20 protein-coding genes are annotated in these 21,319 nt (G+C 71.1%); 9 read left to right on the top strand and 11 right to left on the bottom strand.

Annotation, left to right across the window (positions count from 1 at the left end; translation table 11 throughout):
- Nucleotides 1-147: 147 nt before the first annotated feature.
- From AQI70_RS00220 to AQI70_RS00205, 4 genes are all read left to right on the top strand, one after another.
- A complete protein-coding gene (locus AQI70_RS00220) occupies nucleotides 148-366 on the top strand; it encodes a DUF3311 domain-containing protein (protein WP_062142361.1) in 219 nt (72 codons plus the stop codon).
- Between the two features lie 75 nt (nucleotides 367-441).
- On the top strand, nucleotides 442-2,595 hold the full coding sequence (locus AQI70_RS00215) for a carbon starvation CstA family protein (RefSeq protein ID WP_062142359.1): 2,154 nt from the start codon (nucleotides 442-444) through the stop codon (nucleotides 2,593-2,595).
- The gene (locus tag AQI70_RS00210) at nucleotides 2,592-2,783 is read left to right on the top strand and encodes a YbdD/YjiX family protein (protein ID WP_062142357.1); all 192 of its coding nucleotides are present in this window, start codon (nucleotides 2,592-2,594) and stop codon (nucleotides 2,781-2,783) included. The genes AQI70_RS00215 and AQI70_RS00210 overlap by 4 nt, the downstream gene beginning before the upstream one ends.
- 95 nt (nucleotides 2,784-2,878) lie before the next feature.
- Nucleotides 2,879-3,904: a hypothetical protein gene (locus AQI70_RS00205; RefSeq protein WP_244181424.1), complete on the top strand. Its 1,026-nt coding sequence runs from the start codon at nucleotides 2,879-2,881 to the stop codon at nucleotides 3,902-3,904.
- Nucleotides 3,905-3,937: 33 nt separating this feature from the next.
- Here the strand turns inward: AQI70_RS00205 and AQI70_RS00200 are convergent, their stop codons facing one another.
- From AQI70_RS00200 to AQI70_RS00190, 3 genes are all read right to left on the bottom strand, one after another.
- On the bottom strand, nucleotides 3,938-4,729 hold the full coding sequence (locus AQI70_RS00200) for an SURF1 family cytochrome oxidase biogenesis protein (RefSeq protein ID WP_062142353.1): 792 nt from the start codon (nucleotides 4,727-4,729) through the stop codon (nucleotides 3,938-3,940).
- A gap of 91 nt (nucleotides 4,730-4,820) precedes the next feature.
- Nucleotides 4,821-5,054 (bottom strand): hypothetical protein, encoded by a 234-nt coding sequence (locus AQI70_RS00195; protein WP_079051088.1) that lies wholly within the window; start codon nucleotides 5,052-5,054, stop codon nucleotides 4,821-4,823.
- A 79-nt stretch (nucleotides 5,055-5,133) separates the two neighbouring features.
- Nucleotides 5,134-6,135: a DEDDh family exonuclease gene (locus AQI70_RS00190; protein ID WP_062142349.1), complete on the bottom strand. Its 1,002-nt coding sequence runs from the start codon at nucleotides 6,133-6,135 to the stop codon at nucleotides 5,134-5,136.
- Nucleotides 6,136-6,515: 380 nt separating this feature from the next.
- Here AQI70_RS00190 and AQI70_RS00185 point away from each other — a divergent pair, with 380 nt between their 5' ends.
- Entirely contained in the window at nucleotides 6,516-7,559 is a 1,044-nt protein-coding gene (locus AQI70_RS00185; protein WP_062142346.1) for a zinc-dependent alcohol dehydrogenase family protein, read from the top strand.
- 33 nt (nucleotides 7,560-7,592) lie between these two features.
- On the opposite strand, the gene AQI70_RS00180 is transcribed toward AQI70_RS00185, so the two are convergent.
- From AQI70_RS00180 to AQI70_RS00170, 3 genes are all read right to left on the bottom strand, one after another.
- Nucleotides 7,593-8,618 carry a CopD family protein gene (locus tag AQI70_RS00180; protein ID WP_062142344.1) on the bottom strand — a complete coding sequence of 342 codons (1,026 nt, stop codon included), beginning with the start codon at nucleotides 8,616-8,618 and terminating at the stop codon, nucleotides 7,593-7,595.
- Nucleotides 8,619-8,724: 106 nt separating this feature from the next.
- Complete coding sequence (locus AQI70_RS00175; protein WP_062142342.1) at nucleotides 8,725-10,173, bottom strand: CoA transferase; 1,449 nt, start codon at nucleotides 10,171-10,173, stop codon at nucleotides 8,725-8,727.
- 124 nt (nucleotides 10,174-10,297) lie between these two features.
- Nucleotides 10,298-11,842, bottom strand: a complete 1,545-nt coding sequence (locus AQI70_RS00170; protein WP_062142340.1) for a S8 family peptidase — start codon at nucleotides 11,840-11,842, stop codon at nucleotides 10,298-10,300.
- A 393-nt stretch (nucleotides 11,843-12,235) separates the two neighbouring features.
- Between AQI70_RS00170 and AQI70_RS00165 the strand changes: the two genes are divergently transcribed.
- The 3 genes from AQI70_RS00165 (at nucleotide 12,236) to moaA (ending at nucleotide 15,352) form a co-directional block, all read left to right on the top strand.
- Nucleotides 12,236-12,592 carry a DUF485 domain-containing protein gene (locus AQI70_RS00165; protein ID WP_004002304.1) on the top strand — a complete coding sequence of 119 codons (357 nt, stop codon included), beginning with the start codon at nucleotides 12,236-12,238 and terminating at the stop codon, nucleotides 12,590-12,592.
- Nucleotides 12,589-14,217 (top strand): solute symporter family protein, encoded by a 1,629-nt coding sequence (locus AQI70_RS00160; RefSeq protein WP_062142338.1) that lies wholly within the window; start codon nucleotides 12,589-12,591, stop codon nucleotides 14,215-14,217. The genes AQI70_RS00165 and AQI70_RS00160 overlap by 4 nt, the downstream gene beginning before the upstream one ends.
- A 145-nt stretch (nucleotides 14,218-14,362) precedes the next feature.
- A complete protein-coding gene (moaA, locus tag AQI70_RS00155; protein WP_062142336.1) occupies nucleotides 14,363-15,352 on the top strand; it encodes a GTP 3',8-cyclase MoaA in 990 nt (329 codons plus the stop codon).
- A gap of 89 nt (nucleotides 15,353-15,441) precedes the next feature.
- On the opposite strand, the gene AQI70_RS00150 is transcribed toward moaA, so the two are convergent.
- Together AQI70_RS00150 and AQI70_RS00145 are read right to left on the bottom strand one after the other, a co-directional pair.
- Nucleotides 15,442-15,651 (bottom strand): hypothetical protein, encoded by a 210-nt coding sequence (locus AQI70_RS00150; RefSeq protein ID WP_037890030.1) that lies wholly within the window; start codon nucleotides 15,649-15,651, stop codon nucleotides 15,442-15,444.
- Nucleotides 15,652-15,853: 202 nt separating this feature from the next.
- Nucleotides 15,854-16,252, bottom strand: coding sequence for a DUF3099 domain-containing protein (locus AQI70_RS00145; protein WP_062142334.1), 399 nt, complete (start codon nucleotides 16,250-16,252; stop codon nucleotides 15,854-15,856).
- Nucleotides 16,253-16,498: 246 nt separating this feature from the next.
- Between AQI70_RS00145 and AQI70_RS00140 the strand changes: the two genes are divergently transcribed.
- Complete coding sequence (locus tag AQI70_RS00140) at nucleotides 16,499-16,777, top strand: GlsB/YeaQ/YmgE family stress response membrane protein (protein WP_062142332.1); 279 nt, start codon at nucleotides 16,499-16,501, stop codon at nucleotides 16,775-16,777.
- A gap of 75 nt (nucleotides 16,778-16,852) precedes the next feature.
- On the opposite strand, the gene tyrS is transcribed toward AQI70_RS00140, so the two are convergent.
- The 3 genes from tyrS to AQI70_RS00125 are packed head-to-tail and all read right to left on the bottom strand — an operon-like array spanning nucleotide 16,853 to nucleotide 21,092.
- A complete protein-coding gene (gene tyrS, locus AQI70_RS00135; RefSeq protein ID WP_062142331.1) occupies nucleotides 16,853-18,121 on the bottom strand; it encodes a tyrosine--tRNA ligase in 1,269 nt (422 codons plus the stop codon).
- Between the two features lie 56 nt (nucleotides 18,122-18,177).
- The gene (locus AQI70_RS00130) at nucleotides 18,178-19,572 is read right to left on the bottom strand and encodes a metallopeptidase TldD-related protein (protein ID WP_062142329.1); all 1,395 of its coding nucleotides are present in this window, start codon (nucleotides 19,570-19,572) and stop codon (nucleotides 18,178-18,180) included.
- Complete coding sequence (locus AQI70_RS00125) at nucleotides 19,569-21,092, bottom strand: TldD/PmbA family protein (protein WP_062142326.1); 1,524 nt, start codon at nucleotides 21,090-21,092, stop codon at nucleotides 19,569-19,571. The genes AQI70_RS00130 and AQI70_RS00125 overlap by 4 nt, the downstream gene beginning before the upstream one ends.
- Between the last annotated feature and the right edge of the window lie 227 nt (nucleotides 21,093-21,319).

Below are 21,319 nucleotides of genomic sequence, written 5' to 3'. Positions count from 1 at the left end.
CTGGGCCCTCACCGACGTAGTTGCGCGGGGGGCTCGTTCGGAGGACGGAAAGCGGCGGGAAATTTTCTCGACATCCGCTGTCAACCGTCTCCGGCGGGTGGGCAACTCTTGCACAAACCCACAGCGGGCGGGAGAGGAGCGCAGGTCATGGCACGGACCGGTCATCACCGGCTACGGCGCGTCGCGATCGCCCTACTGCTTCTCGCGCCCGCCGCGGGCCTGCTGTGGGTCCCTCTGTACGCCGGTGCCGATCCGCGGCTCGCGGGGACGCCGTTCTTCTACTGGTACCAGCTCGCCTGGGTGCCGGGGTGCGGCCTCTGCCTGCTCGCCGCTTACGCGCTGACGGACCGGCACCGACATCGCTGAGCCGTACTCCCCTTTTCCGCTTCACCCTTTCCGCTTCACCCCTGCTTTGCCCCCTTGTTGAGGTCAGGAGCCGCCATGCCCACATCAGCCTTGCCCGAATCCGGCCGTCAGGCGCCGGAAAAGTCGCGAATGTCGCCCAAGTCGGTTGCGATCTGGTCCGCCGTCGCCGCCCTCGGCGCCCTCGGCTGGGGTGTGCTCGCCCTGGCCCGGGGCGAGGAGATCTCGGCCGTCTGGCTGGTCGTGGCGGCCCTCGGCTCGTATGCGATCGCCTACCGCTTCTACTCGCGGTTCATCGCCCGGCGGGTCCTCCAGGTCGACGACACCCGGGCCACCCCGGCCGAACGCCTTGAGGACGGCGTCGACTACCACCCCACCGACAAGCGGGTGCTGTTCGGCCACCACTTCGCGGCGATCGCGGGCGCCGGCCCGCTGGTCGGCCCGGTCCTGGCCGCGCAGATGGGCTATCTGCCGGGCACGATCTGGATCATCGCGGGTGTGATCTTCGCAGGCGCCGTGCAGGACATGATCGTCCTGTTCCTCTCCATGCGCCGGGACGGCAAGAGCCTCGGCCAGATGGCCCGTGACGAGATCGGCAGGGTGGGCGGTGCCGCCGCGCTGATCGGCGTCTTCGCCATCATGATCATCCTGCTGGCGGTGCTGGCGATGGTCGTCGTCAACGCGCTGGCGGAGTCCGCGTGGGGCACCTTCTCCGTCTCCATGACCATCCCCATCGCCCTCTTCATGGGCTTCTACCTGCGCTATCTGCGCCCCGGGCGGGTCGTGGAGACCAGCTTCATCGGCGTCGCGCTGCTGCTGCTCGCCATCCTCGGCGGCGGCTGGATCCAGGACTCCTCGCTCGCCGAGTACTTCGTGTGGAGCCCGGAGACCCTGGTGTTCTGCCTGGTCGGCTACGGCTTCTTCGCCTCGGTGCTGCCCGTCTGGATGCTGCTGGCCCCGCGTGACTACCTCTCCACCTTCATGAAGGTCGGCACCATCGCCCTGATGGCCGTCGGTGTGGTGATCGCCGCCCCGAACCTCAAGGCCGAGTCGGTGACCGACTTCGCCTCGACCGGCGCCGGACCGGTCTTCGCCGGTTCCCTCTTCCCCTTCCTCTTCATCACCATCGCCTGCGGCGCCCTGTCCGGCTTCCACGCCCTGGTCTCCTCCGGCACCACGCCGAAGCTGATCCAGAAGGAGTCCCAGGTCCGGCTGATCGGCTACGGCTCCATGCTCACCGAGTCCTTCGTCGCCGTCATGGCCCTGATCGCCGCCTGCGTGCTCGAACCCGGCCTGTTCTACGCCATGAACTCCCCGGCCGCGCTGCTCGGCCCGACCGTGGACACCGCCGCCGAGGCGGTGAAGAACCTCGGCTTCACCATCACCCCCGACCAGCTCACCGCGGCGGCCAAGGCTGTCGAGGAGGAGACGCTGGTCGGCCGCTCCGGAGGCGCTCCCACCCTGGCCGTCGGCATGTCGGAGATCTTCGCCGGGGTGTTCGGCGGTGCCGGGATGAAGGCCTTCTGGTACCACTTCGCGATCATGTTCGAGGCGCTGTTCATCCTCACCACGGTGGACGCCGGCACCCGGGTCGGCCGCTTCATGCTCCAGGACATGCTCGGCAACGTGTGGAAGCCGATCGGCCGCGTCACCTGGAAGCCCGGCATCTGGATCACCAGCGCCCTGGTCGTCGGCGCCTGGGGGTACTTCCTCTACGCCGGTGTCACCGACCCGCTGGGCGGCATCAAGCAGCTCTTCCCGCTCTTCGGCATCGCCAACCAGTTGCTCGCCGCCGTGGCCCTGGCCGTCACCACCACCGTGCTGATCAAGTCCGGCAGGCTGCGCTGGGCATGGGTCACCGGCATCCCGCTGGCCTGGGACGTGGCCGTCACCTTCACCGCCGGCTGGCAGAAGATCTTCTCGGACAACCCGGCGATCGGCTTCTTCGCCCTGCGCGACAAGTACGCCCAGGCCATCGAGGACGGTCAGCTCCTGCCGGGCGCCACGAACATGGACGACATGCACACCATCGTGCTCAACAACACCGTTGACGGCGTGATCATGGCGATCTTCCTGCTGCTGGTCCTCACCGTCCTCGTCAACTGCGCCGTGGTGTGCGTCCGCGCCGTCCGCGCCACCGAGCCGCTGCCGACGACCGAGGCGCCGTACGTCGAGTCCCGCATCGACGCGCCCGAGCGGTCCGAGGAGCCGCTGGTGGGGGCACGGTCATGAGAACCGTCAGGAGGGTGTGGGGGGCCGTGCGCTGGTACGCGCGTGAGCTGACCGGCGAGGCGGAGTGCGACCGCTACTGCGACCGGCACCGCCGCCACCACCCTCACGCGCCGGTACCGACCCGGCGCGAGTACGAGGCACTGCGGACCCTGCGCCGCGAGGAGCACCCGCAGAGCCGCTGCTGCTGACGCCGCACAGTGATCGCAGCCCCGCGCCCCTTGAGTACGTGAAGTGGACGTGCCTCAGGGGGCGCGGGGGCTGTATCGACATGCGGCTCCGCCGCGTGGCACGACCAGCCACCGACCACCCGCCGTCCCCCACGAAGCAGAACTCCCACGGCGAGACATGGACCCACATGCTGAGACGCCGGCCACCCCTCCTGATCCGCCCGGAGCTCGACGACGACCCCCTGCACCAAACCCTGCTCGACCTCCGTCCCACCCAGCAGCTGCACGGCCTCGGAGCGGGCCGTACCAGCCCCGCATGGGAACCCGTGGCCGAACTGCTGCGCGCCACCGGACGCGACTGGGACCGCCGTGCCCACCGGGTCGCCGTCCTCGCCCGGGGCCTGCCGGCCGTGGTCGGCGAGCGATGGACCGCCGACCGGCCCGACGACGGTGACGCCCTGGTCCTGCGCGCCTTCGTCGAGTCGGCCCGCGCCCCGGCCGAGGGACACTCCGCGGTGCGCAGGGCCGAGCAGACGTGTCTGCGTGCCGCCGTGGCCTGCCCGGAGGACCCGACGCCCTGGCTGGCGCTGCTGTCCCTGATGCACTCCTGTGCCGTACCGGTGCGGGACGCCGTGCCGGTGTGGACGCAGGCCGTCAACCGCGCCCCCTGGCACCGGACGGCCTACCACCTGATGCTGCGCTACCTGTCCCCACGCGGCCACGGCGCGGTCCCCGACATGATGGACTTCGCCTGGCAGGCCGCCTTCCAGGCACCGCACGGCTCCCCGGTCGCCCTGCTGCCCGTGGCGGCCCGCGTGGAACTCGTCGCCCACCGGCAGGGGCAGACGCATCTCGCCGCGCTCGGCGCGAGCGGTCACTGGAACGAGCCCCGGGCGGGCCAGGAGATCGACACGGCCCTCTCCCGCTGGTTCCACACCGCCGCCGCACCGCACGCCGAGGCCGTCATCGACCTCAACGTCCTCGCCTTCGCCCTGACCCGCGCCCACCGCCCGGCCGACGCGGCCCTCGCCTTCCAGCGCGTCGGCCGCCACATGACCCGCCACCCGTGGGACCTGCTGCCCGAGCCGGAACGCGCCTTCCGCTACTGGCGCGACCAGCTGACCGGCCACCGCCGGACGTGAGGGAGGTGGCGGCGGCGTGACGCGGCCGGGCCGCTACACGGGGGCCGGAGCCGTCTCCGTCTCGTCCGGTGCGGCCGCCTCCGCCCGTTCACGGGCCTCGCGGCGGGCCAGGATCACCCAGCCGAGGGGGACGCCCGCGGCGAACAGCCACCACTGGATGGCGTAGGCGTAGTTCAGCGGGGCGTTCTCGTCGCCGGGCCTGCCGATCAGCTCCGGGGTGTCGCCCTTGGGCTCGGGTGCGGTCTGCGCGATGTAGCCGCCGAGCACCCGGGCGTCGAGGCGCCGTGCCTCCTGCTCGCTGTTGATCAGCATGACCTGCCGGTCGGGGAGACCCTTGAGGTTCTTGATGCCGCTCGCCTCGGTCGTCTCGTCCGGCATCAGCCGCCCGGTGACGGTGATCCGGCCGCTCGGCGGTGCGGGGACCTTGGGGAAGGCCGTCTGGCTCGGGCCGTCGGCGGGGATCCAGCCGCGGTTGACCAGCAGGACCTTGCCGTCCGTCAGGACGAAGGGGGTGAGGACGTGGAAGCCGACCTCCTCGTCGGCGTTGACGCGCCGCCTGACGACGACTTCCCGGTCGGTGTCGAAGTGACCCACGGCGGTCACGGTGCGATACCGCTGGCCGGTGGTCACGGTGTGTCCCGGGGAGGTCAGCTTCTCCACGGGCACCGGCTTGGCGTTCAGCGCGTCGGCGACCAGTTGGTTCCGGGCGCTGCGCTCCTCGTAGCGGTGCATCTGCCAGAAGCCCAGCCTGATCATCGTGGGGATGAGGAGGAGGGCGACCAGCGTGAGGATCACCCACTGCCGGGACAACAGGAAGCGGTACACCCCACGACCGTACAACTCGGTCGTGGGGTGCGTTCAGGCGGGTACGGGTCCGGTACGAGTCCGGTACGGGTCCGGGCCGGATCGCACCTCGTCACACCTTGTCGACGATCCCCACCTTCCCCTCCTCGCGGGCGCAGTGGGCGCCGCAGTACCAGTGGCCCTCGACCTCGACGCCCTGCCCGATGATCTGGACGCGGCAGTGCTCGCAGACGGGTGCCATGCGGTGGATCGCACAGGAGAAGCAGTCGAACACGTGCACCGCGCCCTGCGCGTGCACCTCGAAGGTCATGCCGTAGTCGTTTCCGCACACTTCACATGTCGCCATGCGCCACAGGGTGAGCCGTCACCGCGGCCCGGGCGAGGGGGCTCCGGGCGAGTCGCGCGGCAATCACCCGTCCGTACGGTCACTGCTCCGACGCCGGTTCCACGTCCCTGAGGAGTTGCCCGAACGCCGCCTCGTCCACCACCGGCGTCCCGTACTGCCGGGCCTTGACCACCTTCGACGTGGCCGAGTCCGGGTCGTTCGTGACGAGCAGGCTGGTCAGCCGGGACAGGCTCGTCGAGACATGCAGCCCCGCCTCGGTCGCCCGGTCCTCCAGCAGCTCGCGCTCGATCGACGTGTCCCCGGAGAAGGCCACCCGCATGCCCTGTTTGAGTCTTTTGCCCTCTTCGTAGCGCCCTGGGTTGGGATAGGGGCAGGCAGGCCTTTTGCGTGACGGACGCCAACTGGTCGGGCGATAGCCGCTGTAGCCGCCGTAGCCGCCCGCCTGCTGTCCGATCCGGGGCGTGGCGGTGTCCCGCCACTCGGTCAGCGGCCGGCACTCCTGCAGTGGCAGCCGCACGCTGCCCGCCGCCGCGGCCCGCAGGCTCGGCCGGAACGCCTCCGCCAGCACGCGCGCGTCGTCCAGCGCGTGGTGCGCCCGCTGCTGTACGACGCCGAAGTGCGCGGCCAGCGACTCCAGCTTGTGGTTGGGCAGCGGCAGGCCCAGCTCCTTGGACAGCGCGATGGTGCACAGCCGCTGCCGCACCGGGGCCTCGCGCTCCGCGCGCGCGTACTCCCGCGCGATCATCTGCCAGTCGAAGACGGCGTTGTGCGCGACGAGCACCCGGCCGTCCAGCCGGGCCGAGAACTCGTCGGCGATGTCCTTGAAGAGGGGAGCGCCCTCCAGCGCCTCGCTCGTCAGACCGTGGATCCAGACCGGGCCCGGGTCCCGCTCCGGGTTGACCAGCGTGTACCAGTGGTCCTCGACCTCGCCGCGCGCGTCCAGCCGGTAGACGGCCGCGGAGATTATCCGGTCGTCCCGGGCCAGGCCCGTGGTCTCCACGTCAACGACCGCGTACCCCTGGGGATAGACGGTCGGCCACGCCGTGGGGGAGGACGCTGCGGTCGTACGGTCTTCGAGCATGGTCACTGAGGATACGGGCCGGCACTGACAGTCCTGGCCGTCAGGTGCCTTGCTCCGCCTGCCCGTTCGAGCGCCGCGAACACAAGGACGTCAACCGGCCCGCACGTGCGGGTCATTGGCAGGGTCCGGTGAGCCCGCCGCCTGCCTGCGAGCTTCCGGTATGCCCCACATGTCCCCGGTAGTGCCCTCCTCCGCATGTGACCAGAAGCGGGAGTTTGCCCTGCCCTCCCGGGGCGTCGATATTGCCGCGCGGCTTCCGCGGGCCGGTGACACACTCGGAGCCCTCGAAGCGCGCCGGGCGCGGACGGACACGTACCGTGCGATGAGGGCTCGGCCACGCCCCGAGCCACGTACGACCAGAGACGAGAAGGACGCTCGCCATGCGCGCCACCACCATCCACGCCCCCTTCGACATGCGCGTGGAGGACGTGCCCGACCCGGTGGTCCAGCAGCCCACCGACGCCGTCGTCCGGGTGCTGCGCGCCTGCATCTGCGGCAGCGACCTGTGGGCGTACCGGGGCGAGGCGGCCCGGCAGCCGGGGCAGCGGATCGGCCACGAGTTCCTCGGCGTCGTCGAGGAGACCGGCTCCGAGGTGACCGGCGTGCGCCGCGGCGACCTCGTCGTCGCGCCCTTCATGTGGTCGGACGGCGTGTGCGACTACTGCCGCGAGGGCCTCACCACCTCCTGCGAGCACGGCGGCTTCTGGGGCTCCGTCGGCTCCGACGGCGGCCAGGGCGAGGCCGTGCGCGTCCCGCACGCCGACGGCACCCTCGTCCAGCTCCCCAAGGACGCGGCCTCCGACGGCCACCTGCTGTCCGCCTTGCTGACCCTGTCCGACGTCATGGGCACCGGCCACCACGCCGCCCTCGGCGCCGGAGCCCGCCCGGGCGCCACCGTCGCGGTCGTCGGGGACGGCGCCGTCGGACTGTGCGCGGTGCTCGCCGCCAGGCGCCTCGGCGCCGAGCGGATCATTGCGCTGGGCCGCCACCAGGCCCGCACGGACATCGCGCGCCGCTTCGGCGCCACCGAGGTCGTCGCCGAGCGCGGGGACGCTGCCGTCGAGGCCGTACGCGAACTCACCCGCGGACAGGGCGCGCACGCCGTCGTTGAGGCCGTCGGTACCGAGCAGTCCATGCGTACGGCGGTCGACATCGCGCGCGACGGCGGCGTCATCGGCTTCGTCGGTGTGCCGCACGGCAGCGGCACCGGGCTCGACCTCGGCGTCATGTTCGACCGGAACATCGCGCTCCGCGGCGGCGTCGCGCCGGTCCGCACCTACATCCCGCAGCTGCTGCCCGACATCCTCGACGGCACGATCGACCCGTCGCCCGTCTTCGACCTGACCGTCGGCCTGGAGGACGTCCCCGCCGGCTACAAGGCGATGGACGAGCGCACCGCGCTCAAGGTCCTGGTCGCCGACTGAGGCCGCCCGCAGGTCGGCTGAGGGCGGGCGGGGTCACCAGCGGATCGGCACCGGCAGTGCCGTCAGCAGACCCGACAGCGCGACCACCGCTCCCAGGGCGACGACCTCCGCCCGCGCGGGGGAACAGGCGGTCAGCGGGTCGGCCGCCCGGCGCAGCCGGATCCTGGCCCACAGGGCGAGCGCCGCCACGGCCACCATCAGGATCACCTTGGCCAGCAGGGCACGCCCGTACGCGGTGTCCGTCAGCTGCTCAAGGACCGTGTCCGAGGGCATCCGGCGCAGCGAACTCCCCACCCCTGTCGCCGTGATGACGGCGAGCAGGAAGACCGCCACGCGCGCGTAGCTCCCGAGCAGGGCCGCGCCCGCCGCCGCGCCGCCCCACCCGCGCAGGGTCCGCAGCGCGTGCACCAGCCCGCCCACCCACAGTGTCGCGCAGGTCAGGTGCACCAGGGTGAGCCCGGAGCCCAGCAGCGGGCTGTACTCGGTCGTGGGATGCGCACGCAGCGCCTCCGCCACCACCACCGCGGCCAGCGGCCAGATCTGCGTCGCCGGCCGGCGCGAGAGGGCGCACAGCCCGGCCACGGCGAAGGCGTTGACCTCCACCAGCGCGAGCTTGCCGTCGCGTGACGCGTAGAGGCCGCCGACGTCGAGGTCTGAGGGGCTGTGCGGCACGAGGTTGCCGGTGGACACGACCGAGGCGAGGCCGAGCGCGGCGACGAAACCGGCGCCGGCCGCGTACGGCGCCCAACTGCGGGGCCGGGCCGGTGGAGCGCCGGGCACGGAACGGGCCAGCCGGTTCACGAACAGCTCGCCCACCGGGACGCACAGCGCCGCGAAGAGGACCGTGCGCAGCAGCGCGATCCCGCCGGTGCCGGGCGCGGCGGCCTCCCCGGTGCCGTGCAGTGCGGCCGACGGCCCGAGCAGCGGGATCAGCGCCGCCAGCCCCACCAGGACGAGCACGGCGACGGCCCGGCCGACGCGGGGGCGCGGTCCGGGCTCACTGCGGTCGGACCCGTCGGACCCGTCGGACCCGGCAGGGGAGGGTCTCGTCGACGTCACCTCAAGATCTTCACAAGCCGTCACAGATCCGGGCAAGTGCCGGAAAACAAGTGGCGGTACGGGATTCCGCCGGTGGATACGTCCAAGGCGGCCCCGACGTTCGGACTCACCGCACGGAATCCAGGCCTCCGTCACCCCACCGCGCCGGATCCGCGCCCCAGACCCCCGGCGGTCGCGCCCAGTCGCCGGGACCGCCCGTGAACGCCACCGGCGACAGGGCGTACCGCAGCCGCCCCAGCGCGCTGTCCCGCTCGGCCAGCCAGGCGTCGGGCCCGTCGTACGCCAAGTGCCCCTTTGGGCCGTGCTGGATCCCGTTCGTCAGCCATTGCGCGGTGCGCGCCAGCGACAGACGTACGCACCGGCCGTACCCGTGCTCCGTCCGCTCGGCCAACGCCCGCAGCACGGCCGCCGCCAGCAGATAGCCCGTCCCGTGGTCGAGGGCCTGGGCGGGCAGCGCGCCGGGCCGGTCCTCGCAAGCCTCCAGCGCGGCGATACCGGTGGCGGTCTGCACGAGGCTGTCGAACCCGCGCCGCCCGCCCCACGGCCCGTACGAGCCCCACGCCGACAGGTGCGCCACGACCACCCCGGGCCGCCGCTCGGCCAACTCCCGCGCCGACAGCCCGAACCGGTCCAGGGCGCCCGGCCGGTACCCGGTGACGACGACGTCCGCCGCCGCGAGCAGCTCCTCGAAGGCGCGCCGGTCGGCCACCAGGTCCAGCGCCGCCGAGCGCTTCCCGAAACCGGTGTCGGCGTGCTGGTCGGGCAGCTCGGGCAACCGCGGCGCGTCCACGCGCAGTACGTCCGCGCCGAGCAGCGCCAGGGTGCGGGTGGCGACCGGTCCGGCGATCACCCGCGTCAGGTCCAGCACGCGCACCCCGGCGGCGGGCAGCAGGGGAGAGACGTCGAGATGGGAGACGTCGAGATGGGAGAGGGCACGCGCGCGTGCCGTGTCCAGCTGTTCCCGTTCGACGAGGGGCCGTCGGGCCACCGCGGCCGCCTGTTCGTGCGCCGCCCACTCCTCGGGCGTCCGCAGCGCCACGGCCAGGCCGCCGGCCGCGTACACCGCCTCCTCCGTCTCCCGCGAGGACCGCTCGGCCAGCGCCGCCCCCACGGCGTCCGGATCCTCCTCGGTCACCCCCAGCGTGGCCAGCAGGCGGGCCCGGTGGTGCGGATAGTTCGCGTGCGTGCGCACCCAGCCGTCCCTCGTCCGCCAGAACCTCGAAAGCGGCGCGAAGTTGACCGGCGCCCGCCCGTCGACCAGCAGGTGCCGTTCGCTCACGAACGCCGTGGCGATCGCCCCGTCGTCCAGCCGCACGCCGGGCACCTCGGCGAGCCCGGCCCGCCGCGCCCCCAGCTCGGCGGCGGCCAGCGCGCACGCCCCCACGCAGGCGCGCGCCAACTCCCGCACCGGCAGGCGCGCTCGGAGAGCGCCACGCCGGGGGACGAGCGAGACGTGTGCGAGGAGGGCGGGATCGCCGCCGAGGGCGGACCAGGCGTACGCCAGGTCTGCCGTAGGGGCACTGACCGTGTCTGTCCCGGAACCGCTGTCTGTCATGACGCCACTATGCGCCGGTCACGACCGGCCCGGCCTTGTGGACAGCCGGTTCCGGCGCCGGAAGGGCAAGGGCCGGGCGGCACAGTGCCACCCGGCCCGCTGCGCGCAGTTCAGGACCCGTGCGTCACTCGACGGCGTCCAGCGCGTCGACGATGCCGAACCCGTAGAAGCCGTTGAACCGTTTGCCGCCCTCGCACACCGCGTCCTGCGTGCCGTCGCCGTCCTGGTCGTACGACTCCGGGCAGCCAGGGTTGTCCGCCTGGGCCTTCAGCAGCGCCTGCAGCTGGGCCGGAGTCGCGTGCGGGTAGCGCGACTTCAGCAGCGCGGCGACGCCCGCCGCATGCGGGGAGGCCATCGACGTGCCCTGCAGGAAGCCGTACTTGCCGTCCGGGACGGTGGACAGGATGCGGCCGTTCTGCGACGGGGTGTCCGGGATCTGGTAGCGCCGGTCGCCGCCCGGGGCCGCGACGTCGACGACGCCCTGACCGTAGGAGGAGTAGTACGACTTGAGGTTCCGCACACCCGTGGCGCTGACCGTGACGATGCCCGGCAGCTGCGTCGGCACGTCGAAGCACTCGTGCGGGTCGACGGTGCGCCTGACCGGGGTGGAGTCGTCGGGGCTGGTCTCGTCGACGATCGCGTCGGAGTCCAGGTCGTGGTTGGAGTTGCCGGCCGACGCGAGGTGGAGCGTGCCCTTCTTCTGCGCGTACAGCTGGGCCCTGTTGACCGCGTCGACGATCGCCCGCTGGTCCGGGTCGTCCATGCAGTTGTACAGCCACGGGTCGACGTAATAACTGTTGTTCGTGATCTCGACACCGTGATCGGCGGCGAACACGAAGGCGCACACGACGCTTTCGGGGTAGTAGAGGCCGTTGACCGGGTCGCTCACCTTGATCCCGGAGACCTTCACGCCGGGGGCGACGCCGGCGACACCGATGCCGTTGCGCGGTGCGGCGATCTCGCCCGCCACATGGGTGCCGTGCGCGTCGGCGGTGGTGTCCGGCCGCCAGGCGCCCGCGCTGGTGTCCGCCTTGCCGCCGACGCAGTTCGCCGACTGGGCGGCGGAGAAGTTCGGCGCGAGGTCGGGGTGGGTGTCGTCGACGCCGTTGTCGATCACGGCGACGGTCACCTTCGAGCTGCCCGGGTTGATCCGTGCGGCCCGGTCGGCGCCGATGGCGCGCAGGCTCCACTGGTCGGCCTCCAGTGGCTCGCCCTCCCCTGCGGCGGCGCTCGCGGTCTTCGCGGCCTGCGACTTCGTCAGGAGCTGGAGGGGGCCCTCGTCCGTCGTCCCGGCGGCGGTCAGCGGCGCCGTACGGGTCGCACCCGCCGACTGGACGCCGCGCACCGCGCGTATCGCCTCGGCGAAGCCGGGGTTCGCCGAGTGGACGACGATCACGCCGATCCTCTCGTACGCGATCACGACCGTGCCGCCGGCCGCGGCGATCGCCTTCCGCACGGACTCGATCGTGTGACGGTCCGACTTGGTATTGACGACGTACGCCAGGGTGGGCGCGTCCGCGGCCTGTGCCGCGGGCTCCGCGGCCTGTGCGCCGGGCTCCGCGAGCGGTGCCGCGGAGGCCGCCGCCGGCAGGAAGCCGAGCGAGGCGGTCAGGGACAGAACGAGGGGCACGGCGAGGCCGAGGCGGCGTCTGGACCGCAGATGAGCCATGGGATCTCCACATCATCCGGAACGGGAACCGCCCGAGACGCGGGTGGCGCTCGGGCAGGTACATGACGAGAAGTGCAGGGGCGAAGCTATCCCCGATCTACCTGGCCAGCAATGACTACCCGAGCGACTTCGGAAAGAAGCCCGGGCGGTTGAACCGGTCCTCGCGTGGCGCCGTGACCTTGGACAGGAGGCGCGAGCACGATCGAGCCCCTGTTGGATCACGCGCCGGGGCCCTAACATCGCCACCCGGCTCAAGTGATCCACGTCACCGCGAGGAACAGAGCCGTCATGTCCGTACCCGATCCGTCCCCGACCCCAGATCCGTCCCGGAACACCCCAGATCCTTCCCTTCCGTCCACTGTCGCAACAGCGCCCGCAACGCGAGGAGACTCCGTGGCTACCGACGCACCGCCCCCCTCGAAAGAGCAACACAAACTCCCCTCGACCGAGGAGTTCACCGAGGTGCAGCAGAGTGCGGAGTTCGCCGAACTGCGCCGCTCCTACCGCTCCTTCGCCTTCCCGCTGACCGTCGCCTTCATCGTCTGGTACCTCCTGTACGTCCTGCTCTCCAACTACGCGGGCGACTTCATGGGCACCAAGCTGTTCGGCAACATCAACATCGCGTTCGTCTTCGGTATCGCCCAGTTCGTCACCACGTTCCTCATCGCCTGGTGGTACGCGCGGCACGCAGGCGCCAAGCTCGACCCCAAGGCCGAGGCCATCAAGACCCGTATGGAGGGCGGCGCATGAGCCCCGCGATGACCCAGTTCCAGCTCGCCGCCAACGAGGCCAGCCAGCACCGGCCGCTGATCATCTCCCTGTTCGCCGCCTTCGTGGTCGCGACCCTGTTCATCACCGTCTGGGCGGGCCGGCAGACCAAGGACGCCGCCGACTTCTACGCGGGCGGCCGGTCGTTCAGCGCCTTCCAGAACGGCCTCGCCGTCTCCGGCGACTACATGTCCGCCGCCTCCTTCCTCGGTATCGCGGGCGCCATCGCCCTCTTCGGTTACGACGGCTTCCTGTACTCCATCGGCTTCCTGGTCGCCTGGCTGGTCGCCCTGCTCCTGGTGGCCGAGCCACTGAGGAACTCCGGCCGCTACACGATGGGTGACGTCCTCGCGTACCGCATGCGTCAGCGCCCGGTGCGCACGGCGGCCGGCACCTCCACCATCGTCGTGTCGATCTTCTACCTGCTGGCCCAGATGGCGGGCGCGGGCGTCCTGGTCTCGCTGCTGCTCGGCATCACCTCCGACGCGGGCAAGATCCTCATCGTCGCCCTGGTCGGCGTCCTGATGATCGTGTACGTGTCCATCGGCGGCATGAAGGGCACCACCTGGGTCCAGATGGTCAAGGCCGTGCTGCTCATCGGTGGCACCATCCTGATCACCTTCCTGGTGCTGCTGAAGTTCAACTTCAACATCTCCGACCTGCTCGGCAAGGCCGCCGAGAACAGCGGCAAGGGTGCCGCGTTCCTGGAGCCCGGCCTGCAGTACGGCGCCACCGGCACGTCCAAGCTGGACTTCATCTCCCTCGGCATCGCCCTGGTGCTCGGCACCGCCGGTCTGCCGCACATCCTGATCCGTTTCTACACGGTGCCCAACGCCAAGGCCGCCCGGAAGTCCGTCAACTGGGCGATCGGCATCATCGGCGGCTTCTACCTGATGACCATCGCCCTCGGCTTCGGCGCCGCCGCGCTGATCTCGCAGGAGGAGATCATCGCGTCCAACCCGTCCGGCAACACGGCCGCACCGCTGCTCGCCCTGCATCTGGGCGGCGTGGACTCGGCCTGGGGCGCGATCCTGCTCGCCACCATCTCGGCGGTGGCCTTCGCGACGATCCTCGCGGTGGTCGCCGGCCTGACCCTGGCCTCGTCCTCGTCGTTCGCCCACGACATCTACGCAAACGTCATCAAGAAGGGCCAGGCCACCGAGAAGCAGGAGGTCAGGGCCGCTCGCCTCGCCACGATCGGCATCGGCGCCGTCTCCATCCTCCTCGGCGCCCTCGCCCGCGACCTCAACGTCGCCGGCCTGGTCGCCCTGGCCTTCGCGGTCGCGGCCTCCGCCAACCTGCCGACCATCCTCTACAGCCTGTTCTGGAAGCGGTTCACCACCCAGGGCGCGCTGTGGTCGATCTACGGCGGTCTGATCGTCGCCGTCGGCCTGGTGCTGTTCTCGCCCGTCGTCTCCGGCGACCCCAAGGCGATGTTCCCCGACGTCGACTTCGCCTGGTTCCCGCTGAAGAACCCGGGCATCATCTCCATCCCGTTCGGCTTCCTCATGGGCTGGCTCGGCACGGTCCTGTCCAAGGAAGAGGCGGACAAGGGCAAGTACGCGGAGCTGGAGGTCCGGTCCCTGACCGGCACCGGCGCCCACTGAGCACGCCCCTTCAGCGGCCGCGTCGTAGGTCCCTACGACGCGGCCGCGTCTTACCTCGTGGGATCGGGCCCTGTCCTTGTCAGTGGGGTCACGTAGGCTCACAGGTGACGGAAAAATCTGGTCCGTGACGAGGGAGGGGGCCCACGTGCTCATCGACACCTACGGCCGGGTGGCCACCGACCTGAGGGTCTCGCTGACCGACCGCTGCAACCTGCGGTGCACGTACTGCATGCCCGAGGAGGGCCTGCAGTGGCTGGCCAAGCCCGATCTGCTCACGGACGACGAGATCGTCCGCCTGATCGACATCGCCGTCACCTCCCTCGGCATCAAGGAAGTCCGCTTCACCGGCGGCGAGCCCCTGCTGCGCCCCGGCCTGGTCGGCATAGTCGAGCGGGTCGCCGCCCTCGCCCCCCGCCCCCAGATGTCGCTGACCACCAACGGCATCGGCCTCAGGCGCACCGCCCCCGCCCTGAAGGCGGCGGGCCTGGACCGGGTCAACGTCTCCCTGGACACCCTCCGCCCCGACGTCTTCAAGACCCTCACCCGCCGCGACCGCCACAAGGACGTCATCGAGGGCCTGTACGCCGCCCGCGAGGCGGGCCTGACCCCGGTGAAGGTCAACTCGGTCCTGATGCCGGGCCTGAACGCGGACGAGGCCCCCGACCTGCTGGCCTGGGCGGTGGAGCACGACTACGAACTGCGCTTCATCGAGCAGATGCCCCTGGACGCCCAGCACGGCTGGAAGCGCGACGGCATGATCACCGCCGGCGACATCCTGACCTCCCTGCGCACCCGCTTCGAGCTCACCGAGGAAGGCGCGGAGAAGCGTGGCTCGGCCCCGGCGGAGCGCTGGCTGGTCGACGGCGGCCCGCACGTGGTCGGGGTCATCGCCTCCGTCACCCGCCCGTTCTGCTCGGCCTGCGACCGCACCCGCCTGACGGCCGACGGCCAGGTCCGCACGTGCCTGTTCGCCCGCGAGGAGACCGACCTGCGCGCGGCCCTGCGCTCGGGCGCCCCCGACGAGGAGATCGCCCGCATCTGGCGCCTGGCGATGTGGGGCAAGAAGGCGGGAGCGGGCCTGGACGACCCGACGTTCGTGCAGCCGGACCGGCCGATGTCCGCCATCGGGGGTTAGCGCAACGCCCTCAGGGGCGCGGGGCTGTATCGATGTGCGGCTTCGCCGCGTGGGCGCGACCAGCCCGCACCGGGCCGCAGGCCAAGACCTCAGACGTCCTGCTCTTCCCACTCCTCCAGCAGGACCACGTCCTTCAAGAACCCCCGCACCCCGAGGAACTGCGACAGATGCTCGCGGTGCTCCTCACAGGCGAGCCACGTCTTACGCCGCTCCGGCGTATGAATCTTCGGGTTGTTCCACGCCAGAACCCACACAGCGTCGGCACGGCAACCCTTGGCAGAACAGATGGCGTCAGTCACAGATTCGTCTCACAAAAAGGCGACGCCGAGCAGCCACGGGGGGAGCTGCCCGGCGTCGGTCCGTCGCTCCGACGGGGGATGCGGAGCGCGTACGAAGTATGTCACGGGTAACCCTTCGCCCGGCACCGGAACAGCACTATTGATCTGAGCTTTTCCTGAGCTTGGCGTGGAGTCGACTTCCGGAGGGCACCGGTCCGCGGGATCACGCGCCGTCGCGCGGTTTGCTTTGTGCGCCCGGCGCGGAGCCGTCCGCGACATCTTCCGGGACCGGTTCCGCGAAACCGTCATTCGTCCGCGGCGGCGCGATCATCGGCCGCATCGGCGCGGTCACGAACGTCGACGGCAGCGACGGCGCATTCTCCCGCCCCGCGTTGGCGATGACGACCGCGATGTACGGCAGGACCGCCCCGAGCACCAATGCCACGATCGCGACGTGCCGTTCGACGTTCCACAGCGTGGCCGCGAGGATCACCGACACGGTACGGACCGACATCGAGATGACGTACCGGCGCTGACGGGCGCGCACATCGTCCTGGAGCCCCGCCCGGGCGCCGGTGATCCGGAACACCTGGGTGCTGCCACCGCCATGCAGCTTCCGCATCACATTCCACCATCCGCCCGCATCGGACTCTCCCCCTGCCCGCACCCGTCCGCCCCCCGGTCGGGGACCCGGGCCGGGACACCTTCCACGTTACGCCCCACCTCCGCCGCCTACGAGACCGGGGCCCCTGCCACCTGGGGGAACGGACTCAGCCGTAACGCGTACGGCCGTACCCGGCATGCGGCGTACGACGCCCGGACCGAGACTGGCCGTACTGCTCACCCCGAGCCGTAGGAGGAGGCAGCCATGGGCTGGTTGTGGGCGATCATCGTGGGTTTCGTGCTGGGGCTGATCGCGAAGGCGCTCATCCCGGGCAAGCAGCACAGCCCTCTCTGGCTGACCACCATCTTCGGCATGCTCGGCGCCATCGTCGGCAACTCCATCGCACGCGCGGCCGGTGTCGACTCGACCGACGGCATCGACTGGAGCCGGCACGCCTTCCAGGTCGTCGCGGCAGTGATCATCGTGTACGTCGGGGACATGCTGTACATGGCGACGCTGGGCAGGCGAAAGCAACGGAGATGAGACCGGACACGCCGAAGGGGCGGCCTGCCGTCAGGGAAGCCGCCCCTTCGTCGCGGACACGTCCGTGTACGCCCGTCAGACGCCTGTGACCTCGACCGCCGCCAGGTTCTTCTTGCCCCGGCGCAGCACCAGCCACCGGCTGTGCAGCAGGTCCTCCTTCGCGGGCACCGCGTCCTCGGCGGTGACCTTCACGTTGTTCACGTAGGCCCCGCCCTCCTTCACGGTGCGTCGCGCGGCGGACTTGCTGGCCACCAGGCCGACCTCGGCGAACAGGTCGACGACCGGGCCGAGCTGCTCGACCCGGATGTGCGGCACCTCGGAGAGGGCCGCGGCCAGCGTGCGGTCGTCCAGCTCCGACAGCTCGCCCTGGCCGAAGAGGGCCTTGGACGCGGCGATCACGGCGGCCGTCTGCTCGGCGCCGTGCACCAGCGTCGTCAGCTCCTCGGCGAGCGCACGCTGCGCGGCGCGGGCCTGGGGGCGCTCCTCGGTCTGCTTCTCCAGCTCCTCCAGCTCCGCACGGGACTTGAAGGAGAGGATGCGCATGTAGGTGGAGATGTCCCGGTCGTCAGCGTTCAGCCAGAACTGGTAGAACGCGTACGGCGTCGTCATCTCCGGGTCGAGCCAGACGGCGCCGCCCTCGGTCTTGCCGAACTTGGTGCCGTCCGCCTTGGTCATGAGCGGGGTCGCGAGAGCGTGCACCTTGGCGTGCGGCTCCAGCTTGTGGATCAGGTCCAGACCCGCCGTGAGGTTGCCCCACTGGTCGCTGCCGCCCTGCTGGAGCGTGCAGCCGTAGCGCCGGTACAGCTCCAGGAAGTCCATGCCCTGCAGCAGCTGGTAGCTGAACTCCGTGTAGCTGATGCCCTCTTCGGACTGCAGTCGACGGGCGACCGAGTCCTTGGTCAGCATCTTGTTGACGCGGAAGTGCTTGCCGATGTCCCGCAGGAACTCGATGGCCGACATGCCGGCCGTCCAGTCCAGGTTGTTCACCATCACCGCGGCGTTCTCGCCCTCGAAGGACAGGAACGGCTCGATCTGCGCGCGCAGCCGCATCACCCAGTTCGCGACCGTCTCCGGGTCGTTCAGCGTGCGCTCGGCCGTCGGGCGGGGGTCGCCGATCTGGCCGGTCGCCCCGCCCACCAGCGCCAGCGGGCGCAGGCCCGCCTGCTGCAGGCGGCGCATGGTGAGCACCTGGACCAGGTGGCCGACGTGCAGGCTGGCCGCGGTCGGGTCGAAACCGCAATAGAACGTGACGGGACCGTCCGCGAGCGCCTTGCGCAATGCGTCCTCGTCAGTGGACAGGGCGATCACGCCACGCCACTTCAGCTCGTCGACGATGTCCGTCACTGTTCTCGTGTCTCCTCGATGGTCTTCGGGCAGTCGGGTGACAGCCGACTACGAGGTTATACGCCCTGACTGACAGAGCTCATGTTGAAATCGGGGACGCGCAGCGCGGGCATCGCCGCCCTGGTGAACCAGTCGCTCCATTCCCTGGGCAACGTCTTCTCCGTACGGCCCGCTTCCGTCGCCCGCCCCAGCAGGTCCACCGGCGACTCGTTGAACCGGAAGTTGTTGACCTCGCCGGTCACCTCACCGTTCTCGACGAGGTACACCCCGTCCCGGGTCAGGCCCGTGAGCAGCAGCGTCGCCGGGTCGACCTCGCGGATGTACCACAGGCAGGTCAGCAGCAGCCCGCGCTCGGTGTCCGCGACCATCTCCTCGAGCGAGCGGTCCTCGCCGCCGTCCAGGATCAGGTTGTCGGCGCCCGGCGCCACCGGCAGTCCGGTCAGCCCGGCACTGTGGCGGGTGGTCGTGAGGTGCTTCAGCTCGCCCTGGCGCATCCACTCGGTGGCCGTGATCGGCAGCCCGTTGTCGAACACCGACTGGTCGCCGCCGGAGGAGTGCGCGATCACGAACGGGGCGGACTCCAGGCCCGGCTCGTTCGGGTCGCTGCGCAGGGTCAGCGGCAGCTCGGTCAGGCGCTCGCCGACGCGCGTCTTGCCGCCCGGCTTGGAGAACACGGTGCGGCCCTCGACCGCGTCCCGCCCGGACGCCGACCACATCTGGTAGATCAGCAGGTCGGCCACGGCGGTCGGCGGCAGCAGCGTCTCGTACCGGCCCGCCGGAAGCTCCAGGCGCCGCTCGGCCCAGCCGAGGCGTACGGCCAGCTCGGCGTCGAGCGCGGTCGGGTCCACGTCCTTGAAGTCCCGCGTGGAGCGCCCCGCCCACGCCGAGCGGGTACGGTCGGGCGACTTGGCGTTCAGCTCCAGCGTCCCGTTGGGCTGGTCGTGCCGCAGCCGCAGCCCCGTGGACGTGCCCACGTAGGTCGACACCAGCTCGTGGTTGGCGAAACCGTACAGCTCCCGCCCGCCCGCACGCGCGCGTGCGAACGCCTCGCCGAGCGCCGGGGCGAAGTCGGCGAACACGGTGGACGACGTCTCGGCCGGGGCGTCCGTGAAGTCCGGCGACGCCGGTACGTCCGTCACCAGCGGCTGCGCGTCCTCGGCGGGCCCGGCGCCGCGCGCGGCGGCCTCGGCGGCCCGCACCAGCGGCTCCAGCTCGTCGGCGGTCACCGCGGACCGGGAGACGACCCCGGAGGCCGTGCCCTCTTTGCCGTCGACCGTGGCCACGACGGTGAGCGTCCGCCCGCGCGTGACGCCGTTCGTGGTCAGCGCGTTGCCGGCCCAGCGCAGGTTGGCGGTCGACTGCTCGTCGGCGATGACGACGCACCCGTCGGCCCGGGACAGCTCCAGGGCGCGCTCGACGATCTCGTGCGGCTTGTTGGTACGGGCGCTCATCGACCGGCCTCCTGCGTGGTGTTGAGGATGTTGACTCCCTTGAAGAGGGCGGAAGGGCAGCCGTGCGAGACCGCCGCGACCTGCCCCGGCTGTGCCTTTCCGCAGTTGAAGGCCCCGCCCAGGACATAGGTCTGCGGACCGCCCACCGCGGCCATCGAGCCCCAGAAGTCGGTGGTCGTCGCCTGGTAGGCCACGTCCCGCAGCTGACCGGTGATCCGCCCGTTCTCGATCTTGAAGAAGCGCTGCCCGGTGAACTGGAAGTTGTAGCGCTGCATGTCGATCGACCAGGATCGGTCGCCGACGACGTAGATGCCGCGGTCGACGCTGCCGATCAGATCCTCGGTCGACATCCCGGCCGGATCCGGCTGCAACGACACGTTGGCCATGCGCTGCACCGGCACATGCCCGGGGGAGTCGGCGAAGGCGCAGCCGTTGGACCGCTCGAAGCCGGTCAGCCTCGCGATGCGCCGGTCCAGCTGGTAGCCGACGAGGGTGCCGTCCTTCACCAGGTCCCAGGACTGGCCCTCGACGCCCTCGTCGTCGTACCCGATGGTCGCCAGGCCGTGCTCGGCGGTGCGGTCGCCGGTGACGTTCATCAGCTCGGAGCCGTACCTGAGCTTGCCCAGCTGGTCGAAGGTGGCGAAGGAGGTGCCCGCGTAGGCGGCCTCGTAGCCGAGGGCGCGGTCCAGCTCGGTGGCGTGGCCGATGGACTCGTGGATGGTCAGCCACAGGTTGGAGGGGTCGACGACGAGGTCGTACGGCCCCGCCTCGACGCTCGGTGCCCGCATCTTCTCGGCGAGCAGCTCCGGGATCTGCGCCAGCTCCGACTCCCAGTCCCAGCCGGTGCCCGTCAGATACTCCCAGCCGCGTCCGACCGGCGGCGCGATGGTGCGCATGGAGTCGAACTCGCCGCTCGACTCGTCGACCGACACGGCGGTCAGCTGCGGGTGCAGCCGCACGCGCTGCTGGGTCGTCACGGTCCCGGCGGTGTCGGCGTAGAACTTGTTCTCGTGGACGGTGAGCAGCGAGGCGTCGACGTGGTTGACCCCGTCCGCCGCCAGCAGCCGTGCGCTCCACTCCGCAAGCAGCCCCGACTTCTCCTCGTCGGGCACGGTGAACGGATCGATCTCGTACGACGAGATCCAGGTCTTGTCGGCGTGCACGGGCTCGTCGGCGAGCTCGACCCGCTCGTCCGACCCGGCGGCCTTGATCACCTGGGCGGACAGCTTCGCCATCGCCACCGCCTGCGAGGCGACCTTGGCGGCGGCGTCCAGCGTCAGATCGACCCCGGACGCGAACCCCCAGGTCCCGCCGTGCACCACGCGCACCGCGTACCCGAGGTCGGTGGTGTCCGACGACCCGGCGAGCCTGGCGTCCCTCAGGCGCCAGGAGGCGCTGCGCACCCGCTCGAACCGGAAGTCCGCGTGCTCGGCGCCCAGCGCACGCGCGCGTGCCAGCGCGGCGTCGGCCAGGGCGCGTAGCGGAAGCGCCGTGAAGGCTTCATCGATGGTATGGGGCACGGAGGTCTCCCTGCTGTCGTGGCCTGTCGGCTCCGATCATGTCGCGCGGTCAGGGCCGTGGACCACACGTTTCCGGCGGGAGTCGGCTTCTTTCTGTAGGGACCCGACAGTGACTCCCGTAAGGCACTGTCGGTGCCCGAATGTCCGCGGCCGGGACCGGGCCGATAGGTTTTCCGGGAAGCCGCCTGTCATCCACGTGTTCGGGCGGGTGTGTCAGACCTCTACCG

The sequence above is a fragment of the Streptomyces curacoi genome, assembly GCF_001513975.1.
Taxonomy (GTDB): Bacteria; Actinomycetota; Actinomycetes; order Streptomycetales; family Streptomycetaceae; genus Streptomyces; species Streptomyces curacoi.
Note: the sequence above shows the minus strand (reverse complement) of the source record. Positions and strands in the feature narration are given on the sequence as shown.

Coding starts and splice junctions, on each gene's coding strand:
- AQI70_RS00220 (WP_062142361.1), top strand. CDS start 148: ATGGCACGGACCGGTCATCACCGGCTACGGCGCGTCGCGATCGCCCTA.
- AQI70_RS00215 (WP_062142359.1), top strand. CDS start 442: ATGCCCACATCAGCCTTGCCCGAATCCGGCCGTCAGGCGCCGGAAAAG.
- AQI70_RS00210 (WP_062142357.1), top strand. CDS start 2,592: ATGAGAACCGTCAGGAGGGTGTGGGGGGCCGTGCGCTGGTACGCGCGT.
- AQI70_RS00195 (WP_079051088.1), bottom strand. CDS start 5,054: ATGGCGACATGTGAAGTGTGCGGAAACGACTACGGCATGACCTTCGAG.
- AQI70_RS00190 (WP_062142349.1), bottom strand. CDS start 6,135: ATGCTCGAAGACCGTACGACCGCAGCGTCCTCCCCCACGGCGTGGCCG.
- AQI70_RS00185 (WP_062142346.1), top strand. CDS start 6,516: ATGCGCGCCACCACCATCCACGCCCCCTTCGACATGCGCGTGGAGGAC.
- AQI70_RS00175 (WP_062142342.1), bottom strand. CDS start 10,173: ATGACAGACAGCGGTTCCGGGACAGACACGGTCAGTGCCCCTACGGCA.
- AQI70_RS00170 (WP_062142340.1), bottom strand. CDS start 11,842: ATGGCTCATCTGCGGTCCAGACGCCGCCTCGGCCTCGCCGTGCCCCTC.
- AQI70_RS00160 (WP_062142338.1), top strand. CDS start 12,589: ATGAGCCCCGCGATGACCCAGTTCCAGCTCGCCGCCAACGAGGCCAGC.
- AQI70_RS00145 (WP_062142334.1), bottom strand. CDS start 16,252: ATGCGGAAGCTGCATGGCGGTGGCAGCACCCAGGTGTTCCGGATCACC.
- AQI70_RS00140 (WP_062142332.1), top strand. CDS start 16,499: ATGGGCTGGTTGTGGGCGATCATCGTGGGTTTCGTGCTGGGGCTGATC.
- AQI70_RS00130 (WP_062142329.1), bottom strand. CDS start 19,572: ATGAGCGCCCGTACCAACAAGCCGCACGAGATCGTCGAGCGCGCCCTG.